This window comes from Deltaproteobacteria bacterium, assembly GCA_016213065.1.
GTDB lineage: Bacteria > UBA10199 > UBA10199 > SPLOWO2-01-44-7 > SPLOWO2-01-44-7 > JACRBV01.
Genome location: JACRBV010000033.1, coordinates 1 through 10221 on the forward strand (window position 1 = coordinate 1; position 10221 = coordinate 10221).

At 45.8% G+C, this 10221-nt stretch carries 11 protein-coding genes and 1 tRNA gene; 7 read left to right on the forward strand and 5 right to left on the reverse strand.

Features of this window, described 5'->3' with window-relative positions; translation table 11 throughout:
* Together HY877_01705 and HY877_01710 are read right to left on the reverse strand one after the other, a co-directional pair.
* On the reverse strand, positions 1–240 hold a 240-nt coding region (locus tag HY877_01705; protein MBI5298998.1), incomplete at its 3' end, for a hypothetical protein.
* Positions 241–311: 71 nt separating this feature from the next.
* Positions 312–623: a hypothetical protein gene (locus tag HY877_01710; GenBank protein MBI5298999.1), complete on the reverse strand. Its 312-nt coding sequence runs from the start codon at positions 621–623 to the stop codon at positions 312–314.
* A 176-nt stretch (positions 624–799) separates the two neighbouring features.
* Here HY877_01710 and HY877_01715 point away from each other — a divergent pair, with 176 nt between their 5' ends.
* On the forward strand, positions 800–2179 hold the full coding sequence (locus HY877_01715; GenBank protein ID MBI5299000.1) for a DegT/DnrJ/EryC1/StrS family aminotransferase: 1380 nt from the start codon (positions 800–802) through the stop codon (positions 2177–2179).
* Here the strand turns inward: HY877_01715 and HY877_01720 are convergent.
* On the reverse strand, positions 2165–3199 hold the full coding sequence (locus HY877_01720; protein ID MBI5299001.1) for a 4-hydroxy-2-oxovalerate aldolase: 1035 nt from the start codon (positions 3197–3199) through the stop codon (positions 2165–2167). The genes HY877_01715 and HY877_01720 overlap by 15 nt on opposite strands.
* 33 nt (positions 3200–3232) lie before the next feature.
* Here HY877_01720 and meaB point away from each other — a divergent pair, with 33 nt between their 5' ends.
* The gene (gene meaB, locus HY877_01725; GenBank protein MBI5299002.1) at positions 3233–4219 is read left to right on the forward strand and encodes a methylmalonyl Co-A mutase-associated GTPase MeaB; all 987 of its coding nucleotides are present in this window, start codon (positions 3233–3235) and stop codon (positions 4217–4219) included.
* 253 nt (positions 4220–4472) lie between these two features.
* A complete protein-coding gene (locus tag HY877_01730) occupies positions 4473–5054 on the forward strand; it encodes a nucleotidyl transferase AbiEii/AbiGii toxin family protein (GenBank protein ID MBI5299003.1) in 582 nt (193 codons plus the stop codon).
* A 20-nt stretch (positions 5055–5074) separates the two neighbouring features.
* On the opposite strand, the gene HY877_01735 is transcribed toward HY877_01730, so the two are convergent.
* Positions 5075–5148, reverse strand: a tRNA-Met gene (locus HY877_01735).
* A 100-nt stretch (positions 5149–5248) separates the two neighbouring features.
* Between HY877_01735 and der the strand changes: the two genes are divergently transcribed.
* A complete protein-coding gene (der, locus tag HY877_01740; GenBank protein MBI5299004.1) occupies positions 5249–6565 on the forward strand; it encodes a ribosome biogenesis GTPase Der in 1317 nt (438 codons plus the stop codon).
* 8 nt (positions 6566–6573) lie between these two features.
* The gene (locus HY877_01745; GenBank protein ID MBI5299005.1) at positions 6574–7386 is read left to right on the forward strand and encodes a YihY/virulence factor BrkB family protein; all 813 of its coding nucleotides are present in this window, start codon (positions 6574–6576) and stop codon (positions 7384–7386) included.
* Here the strand turns inward: HY877_01745 and HY877_01750 are convergent.
* Positions 7352–8116, reverse strand: a complete 765-nt coding sequence (locus HY877_01750; GenBank protein ID MBI5299006.1) for a permease — start codon at positions 8114–8116, stop codon at positions 7352–7354. The genes HY877_01745 and HY877_01750 overlap by 35 nt on opposite strands.
* A 176-nt stretch (positions 8117–8292) precedes the next feature.
* Here HY877_01750 and HY877_01755 point away from each other — a divergent pair, with 176 nt between their 5' ends.
* Positions 8293–8919, forward strand: coding sequence for a hypothetical protein (locus tag HY877_01755; protein ID MBI5299007.1), 627 nt, complete (start codon positions 8293–8295; stop codon positions 8917–8919).
* Positions 8920–9032: 113 nt separating this feature from the next.
* The gene (locus HY877_01760) at positions 9033–10163 is read left to right on the forward strand and encodes a PQQ-binding-like beta-propeller repeat protein (protein MBI5299008.1); all 1131 of its coding nucleotides are present in this window, start codon (positions 9033–9035) and stop codon (positions 10161–10163) included.
* The last annotated feature ends 58 nt before the right edge of the window (positions 10164–10221 follow it).

Here is a 10221-nt window from a genome sequence, read left to right on the forward strand (position 1 = left end):
GATAGAATTGACATCTCGGTACCAAGGCTGATTCAGCTTTGATGTCTGGGCATTTAAATTATTTACGAGTGCCCCTTGAACCGCCTCATTTTTACCATCAACGGGAGTCATAGGGAAAGCAACTTGCCCACTGGTTCCGATAGTGACTGTTGGCGTCTGTTGCACCACAGTTGCTGGCGCTACTGCCGGTGGCATTGTCGTTACCCCTTCTCCCCCTCCGATATATCCTGCTGAAATCATAGTTCCTCCTCTATTCTGGTCCATGGTCTATGGTCCATAGTCCATGGTCCATAATCCATGGTCCCATTTTTTTAAGCCGTCCCTACGGGATGGCCATAGTTTTTATATTTTTTCTTTCTTTCTGTTTGTAAAAGTTCTCGGTTATCCACGGCAAGCGCCCGCTTTTGCATTTCAATATTTTGGTTCATGGTCTTGAGATCCATGGCCATACTTTTATATTTCGCATCTTCCGCATCCTTTTTGTAATCTGCTGTTTGTTTTTCTGCGCGGTCTTCAGCTTTGCCGGATGAATATATGCTGTAACCCGTGCCAGCAACACCAACGGCCAAACCTATGATGCCGATGACTAATGCCGCCGTTCCACACCCTAAAAGTATTAACATATTTGCATCCTCCGTCCGCCTTTACGGACTTGTTGCCCTTCACTAAAGTTTTCGGTTGAGGGACACCCCAAAGTTGCGTGCGCGGAATAAAAAAACACTCATTTTTGCAAACCATTGATATTGCTTGTAAATATTGTGTTTTTAGGGCCGGGTTTTTGTGTTACACTGTGGCTCGTGTGAATGAGCATCCGGCTTTGCCGGTGCGAATGAAAGGGGTACGGGGGGAAGGAGCCACGAAGTGGCGAGTCGTTCCCCTCGATATTATGAAATTTCGTCATCTATTCGGACTTTCTTTTTTAGATCCTCCACAGGGGAAAACCAAAGAACTCATTGAAGAACTCATCCATCTAAAAAAGTGGGGAAAAAATGAAGGGGCGGATGAAATTATTTCGGTTGTCGAGTTGCTCGCTCGTCTGGATCAAAATCCCTACCTTAATCTCGCCATAGGAAAAAATAGTCCAATTTTATCTTTAAACCGTGAGTTCACTCAGGCTTTTTTCCCGCGGCCTCCTGAAAAAAACCCTCTGCTTGAATATCTTGTCTCCAAATACAAATGGCAGGAACTCCCCATCTATACAACCGGCTGTTCCAACGCAACCAATGCGCTGACAGCCTGTTTGCAAGCACATGGTGTGGAGGGTGGAGAGGTGATTACCACTTCCTATAATTATGTCGCCGCACCCAATGCCATTGTTTCCGCCGGCGCCACGCCGCATTTTGTTGACATTGATCCCGCCACATTTTGCATGGACATCAAGTCAGCTTTGAAAGCCGTGAATAAAAAAACGCGCGCCATTTTGCTCACACCGGTCAATCAATGTATTGATCTTTTGCCCTTGGTGAAAGGTTTGGAAAAGAAAGGGGGCGAGGTGGCTCTTTTTCAGGATGTCACGACCGCCATCGGTTCAACATTAGATGGGCTGGGCGCCGGGCAAGTCAACCCTCCGTCGCACGGAGCGTCTGTTTTTAGTTTTGCTCCCTCAAAGGTGATTAACGGTTTTGGCGGGGCTTTGGTGGTGTCGCACGATCTGGAGTTTTTGAAAAAAATAGATTCGATCGCGTTCCACGGCCTCAATCCCTTTAACGATGAAGAGGTTCAGACTTTCGGCAACAATTTTAAAATGAATGAAATCTGCGCCGCGATTGCGCTGGAACAGGTTAAGAAAAAGGAAGCACTGCTCGCCAAAAGAAAACAGGTCAAAGAGTGGTATGATTCTGCTTTAAAACCGTTGATCAAAAAAGGAGAGGTTGCGCTTCAGGAGATTCAGGGCGACGGAGTTGTGACCCACTACATGATTCGACTTAAGAAAAACTATCATCGCGTTATTTTAGAAATGGCACAGCGTTTCAAAATTGGATTATCGCATTGGTATGCTTTTCATCTGGAACCCATTTACCGTCTCCGCTTTGGAATGGTGACTCTTCCGGTCACGGAAGCAATGTATGACAAAATCGTGTTTCTCCCTTTTCATGTGGCGATGGAAGAAAAAGATGTGGAGTATATTGTTTCGTCTCTGGAGACTGTTTTAACCAAGGCCTCGTCAGGCAAGGCCTAATTTTTTGAAAATTTCTTTTGGATCTTTTCCTAAATCTTTGAGTACTCTTTCGATATCGGGTTCCGATTCGGAATAGGTTCCCAATTTTTTAATCAAATCAGGAAGAGGAATTTGCGCGGCGTGGGCAATCTGTTGGTAGATGTCGATGGGATAAAGACAAACATTGGCATGCGCCGTAGCTATTTGCAAAGGAGGGGAGCCTTGCGTCTCCGGCATGATCGGTGCGATGAGTTGATCTGCGGCTTCCAGAAGTTTATCGAGATTTACATTTTTGAGATGTCCCGTGCGTTGCAATACAGCAACCAAAGCCTCCAGTTGTGCATTGCCCGCATCGCGCCCAAAACCCAGAAGACTTCCATCGACATATTCCACGCCCGCTTCCACGGCCGCGAGAGAATTGGCCACAGCCAGCATCAGATTGTTGTGGGCATGAAAGCCGATGGGTATGGCAACCGTTTCCTTCAGAGCCAAAATAATTTCGCGCACCTGTGAAGGAAGAAACCAACCGATGGTGTCGACAACATACACCGCATTTGCGCCATAACTTTCCGCTTTTTTTGCGGCCTTCACAATTTCCTTGGTGGAGCGCTTTGAAGAACGCATCATCTGAAAGAAAACGGGGATTTCCAAAGTGCGTGCCGTTTCGACATTCTCCCTTGCCGCTTCAATGTCATCGATGCGGGCGGCGATCCTTAAAAAGTCGACCTCTTTTTTGACGGCCTGAATATGTTCTTTTTTCGTGAAAGGGGAGGGATTGGCCATCAAACCGATTTTGCATTTTTTGACATTTTTTTTGGCGGTGCGAAGTTGTTCGATATCGGTCGATTGCGGTTTGATCCCGCGATAATATTCATCGGGAACACCCAAGCCCCCTCCGTTGCCAACTTCCATGTAGGGAATGCCCGCTGTATCAATGGCAAGTGCTATTTCGCCAACTTGTCGGGCGGTGAATTTGTACTGGATGGCATAACTTCCTTCCCGCACAGTGACATCCATTATCTGAAGTGGTTTCTTGGACATAAGCTTGAAAAATTATCTCACTTTAGATACCACATGACCATGAAAAATTTCAGAGAACTTTCAAAAACATTGAGCCGCATTGAAAACCGCGAAGAGGGGAGTCTTGCACTCCTGAAGAAATTTTATGCACAGAGGAAAGGCGCTTCCGTTTTGGGAATCACCGGTTTGCCCGGGGCCGGAAAATCCACTCTGGTGGACCAGTTGATTCATTTATTGCGTGGTCAGAAAAAAACCGTTGGTGTGATTGCAATCGATCCATCGAGTCCTTTCACCGGCGGCGCGCTTTTGGGCGATCGCGTGCGCATGCAACGTCATGCCACGGACGAGGGAGTTTTCATTCGTTCGCTGGGAAGCCGCGGCGCGCATGGCGGGCTCTCGCGCGCAACACATGATGCGATTGTTTGTCTCGATGCTTTCGGTTTTGATCAGATCATTGTGGAAACGGTGGGTGTGGGGCAAACGGAATTGGACATCATGGGACTTGTTACAACAACGGTGGTGGTGTTGGTACCCGAATCAGGCGACACGATTCAAACCATCAAGGCGGGCCTCACCGAAATCGCCGATATTTTTGTGGTGAATAAAGCCGATAGAGAGGGCGCGCATTCGTTGCAACAAATGCTTCAGTCGATGATCACGATGGGAACGAACAGCGATAAAGAAAGGACTATGGACCATGGACTAGGGACTAGGGACCATGAAAAGATCATGAATGATGAACCATGGACCCGTGGAGGCGACATTCCTGTTTTATTGACCGAAGCGAATAAGGGAGTTGGTGTTACGGAGCTTTGGAAATCCGTGTTGGAACATCAGACTCATCTTAAAAACGAACCGACGCACAAACAGCACCAAATCGCTATCCGCCGTGAGCAGTTTATGGAACTCTGCGGAGAAGCCTTCAAAGAAAAGATCCAAAAAGAGTTGGAGACGAAGAAAAAATGGAAAACCTTGGTCGAAAAAGTAGCCGCGGACAAACTGAATCCCTACGAAGCACTGGAAAAAATCTTGAGAAAATAGGGACAATAAGGCACTATTGAATCAGTTATGAAACGAATCATGACAAGGAAAGAAGGGCGTGCTTACTTGAAAAGATGGCGTGGAGTAGCCCGCTTTCTAAATGGCGAGAGAAAAAAAGTTTCATTTCAGCAAAAATTTCATCAAATTCTTGTCTTGTTTGCCGCAGGAAAGTTGTTTGCCCGACCAAAAAAAAATCCCAAAGAAAAAACAAGACAACACACGCATTGGAGCCGCCTACATCATCTCTTAAATCATGGTTAAAAAGAAAATATCAGATCCCTTTAAAGCAACGCTCACTGATTTGCTTGTCTGGTTTCGCAAAAGCCCGGTTCAGGGCTTAATCATTGGGGGTGTTGCCGTTTCGCTTCTAAGCCGTCCCCGTTTTACAGAGGACATTGATGCCATGATTTTGCTGGATGGATCGAAATGGGCTTCTTTTTTGGAATCCGGTGCACAATTTGGTTTTGTTTCCCGAATTCCTGATCCATTGCATTTTGCCCGACGAACTAGAATGCTACTTTTGAAACATATTGAAAGCAAAGTGGAGGTTGATATCTCTTTGGGGGGCTTGCCATTCGAGGAAGAAAGCATGCGTCGCAAACAAAAAGTGAAGATGGCCGGAATTACCATTCCCTTGCCGACTCCGGAAGATTTGGTGATTATGAAAGCAGTTGCGCATCGCAAGCAGGACTTGGCCGATGTTGTATCAATTATTGAATCCAATTCGCGCTTGAGTCTGTCTCGTATTCGGAAATGGGTCAAAGAATTTGCCAGAGTTCTTGAGATGCCGGAAATTTACACCGATCTGGACAAACTGCTTAAAAAGAAATCATAAAATTGGGAGGTTCTCTAATGTGGCTGGAGGCGGAGTCGAACCGCCGACCTAGGGGTTATGAATCCCTCGCTCTCACCAACTGAGCTATCCAGCCAAAAAAAATCAAAAGTTAAAAATCAAAGATCAAAGTTTTGATTTTTCAATTTTTAAGGAACTTGCCTTTTGAGCACAAGTTTGTCAAGGATGTCGCCCTTATGTCTCATCCCGTCATTGCAATTATCGGCCGGCCCAATGTTGGCAAGTCGCGTCTTTTTAATCGGCTCACCGGAAAATATCAGGCTTTGGTGGATGACCAACCGGGCGTTACGAGAGACCGTCATTATGGTTTGGTGGAATGGCGCGGAGCCACGTTCATGGCCATCGACACGGGCGGGTTGATTCCGGGCGCCGAAGAACCCCTCAACAAAAAAGTTTGGGAGCAGGCTTTTGAAGCCATCAAAGAAGCCGATTTTTTGATTTGTCTTTTTAATGTGCAAGAGGGCTTGAATCCCGTTGATGAAGCGTTGGTCAAAGAATTACGCAAAGCAGGCAAGCCAATTTTTTTTGCCGTCAATAAAGTTGATAGGACCGCCCATGAAACCGATGTTTTTGAATTCAATAAAGTCGGCGCGAAACCTTTGTTTGCTGTTTCTGCAGAGCACGGGCGCGGCATTTCAGATTTGCTGGAAGCTATTTACGAAAAACTTCCCAAAGAAGAAAAACCTCCCGAGTTTCCTGCAGAGGCGATGCGTTTGGCAATTATTGGCCGGCCCAATGTCGGAAAATCAACCCTTATCAACCAGATGTTAGGACAGGAGAGAGTTGTCGTACATGACGAAGCCGGCACAACGCGAGATGCGATTGATATTTTGGTTGAGCGAGAGGGAAAACAATTTGTTGTGGTTGATACGGCGGGGATCAAAAAAAAGAGTGCCACACGAACCCGTTTGGAAAAATTCAGCGTGATTCAGAGTCTTCGCGCCATTGATGACAGTCAATGCGTTTGTCTTTTGCTTGATGCCACGCAAGGGATAACCCATCAGGATTTGCAACTGGCCCACACAATTTGGGAACAGAAAAAGGGGCTTCTGCTTTTGGTTAACAAATGGGATTTGATGAAAGCCAATAAGGAAAAATATCTCGAAGATTTGCGGCCACAACTTCGGGAATTGCATGAAATTCCCGTCATGTGTATCTCGGCCAAAACCGGAAAACAGTGTGAAGAGATTTGGAACAGCATCAACGCCATTTGTGAAGCGATGCAAAAACGTCTCTCCACTCCGAAGCTCAACCAATGGCTCAAGAAAGTGGCGGAAGGTCATCCTCTTCCTTTATATAAGGGTAAAACGGTAAAACTTTATTACGCCGCGCAAGTAGGAGTTTCTCCGCCGCACATTGTTTTGTTTTCCAATTTTCCGCAGGGCGTTCCCGAAACGTACCGGCGTTATTTGATCCATCAACTGCAAGACGAATTGGATATTAAAGGGATACCCATACATTTGACTTTCCGTAGACGCGAATCAATATTATAAGGAGTGGAGTGAAACCCGTTGCAACCATTCTGAAAAATTTTTTTCTTCATGACGATCTTTTTCTGGCGGCGAATATTTCTTTTTACGCCCTGCTTTCCATTGTCCCTATTATTTTGATTATTTTTTCTCTGGTCGGTTTTTTTCTCGGTTCTTCGCAGGAAGTTTATCATCAACTGGTCACTGCTCTTGCCGATTTGCTTCCGCAAGTAAAAGTTTTTTTACTGAAGAATTTGAATGAAGTGGTGGGACAGAGGCGTTCTTTCGGAGTGGTGGGGCTTGTCTTTTTGATTTTTATTGCGACCCTCCTTTTTGGAGCCATTGAAAAGGCGCTGGATGTTGTGTTTGCGACGGAGAAGAAGCGTAATTTTTTCCATTCCCGTCTTATTGCCATTGCCTTGATTGGGTTTATTTCTTTTTTCTTTTTTCTCCCTACCGCCGCCGATCTTTTTACGCGGGGTCTGACTCATTTGGGTCTTAATTTTCCTCTGGGAGTTATTTTAAGAGGGAAACTTTTTTTTATGCTTCTGTCCTTTGTTTCTTTTGTGCTCGTTGTTTTTTTGATCCCTCATCATCGTGTTCGTTGGAAATATGTCCTGTTTGGAGGGGCTATTTTTGCCCTCGGCATTTTTATCGCCAAACATTTTTTTCGCTGGTATTTTTTGTGGTCGTTCGCCCGCTATAACGTGATCTACGGTTCTTTGACTGCTTTTGTGCTTCTAGTTTTATGGATTTTTTACGTTGCAAACATTCTGCTTTTTTCCGCGGAAGTGGTGGCCTACCTTCAAGTCAGACATTCTCAGCGTGTTGCAAACCAGCCATGATGTGTTTGTAGATTTCAGAATAAGCCGAAGGCTTAATCACAAAATCGGAGTGATTCAAAAAAGGGAGCGTGATGTTGTAGACGGAAGAGCTTTGCAGAGGTGAAGGGAGCTGACTAAAGCGGGGCGGGCACGTCTTATCTTTTTTTGATGAAATGGAGACGGCATACATGCCTTCGGGAATGGGCGTCTTTGCAAGTTTTCTCATGAAAGGTGAGGCGGGTAGCATTTGGCGCAAACCTTTTGACAAAAGCCCCACAAGAAAAAGACTGCTCACAACAACCCAAGGACTTCCGCGGTGGGGCGTTGCAAGCGTGATAAGCGTATGAACCCGTTTGGCTCCGCCCAGATAACTCACATAATAACGCCCGATGAGCCCTCCTTTTGAATAGCCGATGATGGTAAAGCGGGGGAGGTTGTGGCGTGCGCACAGAGTTTCAATTTTTTGGGCCACCTTTTTCGCCACTTCATCAATCGGAGCCGTGTTGAATAAATCCATGAGGCCCCCCAATTTGACGGAAAAAACACCAAAACCATCTTTGCGCAATCTCGATTCCAAAATGGAAACACTGCGCCTCGTCGCGCCAAAACCATATAGAATCAGAACAGGATGTTTGCATTGGGCGAAGTCGGTGACACGTTCGATGTCGTTGGATTGGGGAAGGCTACGAAAATAATCCTCAAGATGTTGCCACTTTGCTTTCAATCTTTTCAGACGGAGTTCCAACCACATGGAGGCAGTATAACTTTTTCTTTGCTCGTCGTCGATTTCATTTTCTTTTTTGTCATCCCTGCGAAGGCAGGGATCCAGTTTTTATCAACATCAGGATTGGATTCCCGCCTGCGCGGGAATGACAAAAGAAGTATCTAACCTTGCCAACCAAAAATGGATTTGTTAGTTGGAGGCGCATGTCACTACTCGTATCTCAACCACAAGATCTTCCTCATCGCATATTGCGATGGGTCAGTGACTATCAACGTGAAATTGTGCTGACTCTGGTGCTGGGGCTTGCGTTTTTTGGTGGCATTGCAGGATGGCTTTCATGGCAGGGCAGAATGGAGAAAAAGGCCCAAGTTGCCCTTTATGAATCCCAAAATAAAAAAGAAGGACTTGAGAAAGTGGTTAAAGATTTTTCCGGTACGCGAGCCGCTACTCTTGCTCTGGTTGCTTTGGGAGGGAATGCGCGTGATGCGGCTGATTTTGATAGTTGCATTCGTTCTTTTCAGCAGACTTATGAAAAGGCCGGGGCAGAAACTTATTTTAGGGTTCTGGCCCTTCAAGAAGTCGGAACGTGTTATCGCGCTAAGGCAGATTATAAAAAAGCGGCTGAATTTTTTGACCGCGCGGCGAAAGAACCGGGGAATAAAGCCTCTCTGGCGAGCCGCTTCGAAGCCATCCGTTGCCATCAACTAGATAAAGACCCACAGACAGATTCACTTTATCAAGCCTTACTTGCCGAAAAAAATCTCGATCCGGAACTTCAGGAAGCCATTGAGGAACAATTGTTATGGTTGAAATTACAAAAAGGTTCTTAAGTGCACCTCTAAAACCCCCGTATTTGTCATTCCTGCGAACCCCGTGTCGTGGCACAGGGCAGGCGCCGGAATCCAGCAATTTCAAAAAGTTCTGGATCCCGACTTTCGTCGGGATGACATTTTTATTTGTAACTGTGGTTCATGCCAAGGCCGAGGTTCATGTCAAACCCAAAGCGAAAGCCAAAGTCGCGACTCACTCTAAAGTCGACACTTCTTTTGTCCATCGTAAATGGGTCGTGAAGTTGAAACAAAATTCATGGTTGAACCATCGCCCTTTTCAATTCGCAACTCCCGTTGTGGAAGGTGACACTCTTTATGTCGGTGTGGAGCGCGGATTTTTTTACGCGGTCAGCATCAGCCGTGGCAAAAAGATTTGGACCTATCAAGCACAAGGGGGAATTGAAGCACAGGCAACCATCCACGATCAAACTGTCTTCGTTCCCGACACGAAGGGAAATGTTTATGCACTCGATAAGGTAAGAGGAAAAGTGTTGTGGGTTGCAAATCTTGACGGGGAAATTATGTCGGCGCCTCTTTATTATGACAACAAACTTTATGTTGTCACTTTGAGTAAAGAGTTGGCCATTTTGGATGCGGATAAAGGCACTGTTTTATGGCAAATCCGTCAACGCACCAAAGATCTCGGTTTTACCGTTCGCAAATCGGCTAATCCTGTTTATGTCGGCGGAAATATTTTGGTCGGTTATTCCGATGGAACCCTCGTGGCACATGACCCAAAAGATGGACGAGTGAAATGGGGCAAACAGTTGGGAGATCGCTCCAAAGAATTTCATGATGTGGATGCCACACTCTTGGTTGCCGGACAGGTGGCTTATGTCACTTCGGCGGACAATCATCTTTTCGCCCTAAATCCCAATAATGGCGAAACCTTTTGGGTCGCTCCCATGGGGAATGTCAATAATGCCCTTCTATATAAAGAGACTCTTTATGTAACGGCGAATGGGATTGTTTATTCTTTGAAACCAGATTCCGGAGAGATTGTTTGGGAACAGAATTTAAATGTAGCTGAGATCTCCTCTCCGGCGGTTTATGGAGATTGGCTAACGGTCGTGGCAACAAAGGGGAAAACCTACTTTTTGGATCGCAATAAGGGGGATATCCTTCACAGCTGGTTTGTGAAGGGGGGAAGTTATAGTGACCCCATTCTTGTCGAAAATCGTGTTTTTTTGCTTTCCAATGCGAGCAGGCTTTACAGCTTTGAATTTAACTTGACGCCCCCCTAAAGCATTGCTAGAAGGCCCAGTCAACTAAAGGAAAACTATGTCTGTACATATTCGTTTA

Coding starts and splice junctions, on each gene's coding strand:
- HY877_01710 (MBI5298999.1), bottom strand. CDS start 623: ATGTTAATACTTTTAGGGTGTGGAACGGCGGCATTAGTCATCGGCATC.
- HY877_01720 (MBI5299001.1), bottom strand. CDS start 3,199: ATGTCCAAGAAACCACTTCAGATAATGGATGTCACTGTGCGGGAAGGA.
- meaB (MBI5299002.1), top strand. CDS start 3,233: ATGACCATGAAAAATTTCAGAGAACTTTCAAAAACATTGAGCCGCATT.
- HY877_01730 (MBI5299003.1), top strand. CDS start 4,473: ATGGTTAAAAAGAAAATATCAGATCCCTTTAAAGCAACGCTCACTGAT.
- der (MBI5299004.1), top strand. CDS start 5,249: ATGTCTCATCCCGTCATTGCAATTATCGGCCGGCCCAATGTTGGCAAG.
- HY877_01750 (MBI5299006.1), bottom strand. CDS start 8,116: ATGTGGTTGGAACTCCGTCTGAAAAGATTGAAAGCAAAGTGGCAACAT.
- HY877_01755 (MBI5299007.1), top strand. CDS start 8,293: ATGTCACTACTCGTATCTCAACCACAAGATCTTCCTCATCGCATATTG.
- HY877_01760 (MBI5299008.1), top strand. CDS start 9,033: ATGACATTTTTATTTGTAACTGTGGTTCATGCCAAGGCCGAGGTTCAT.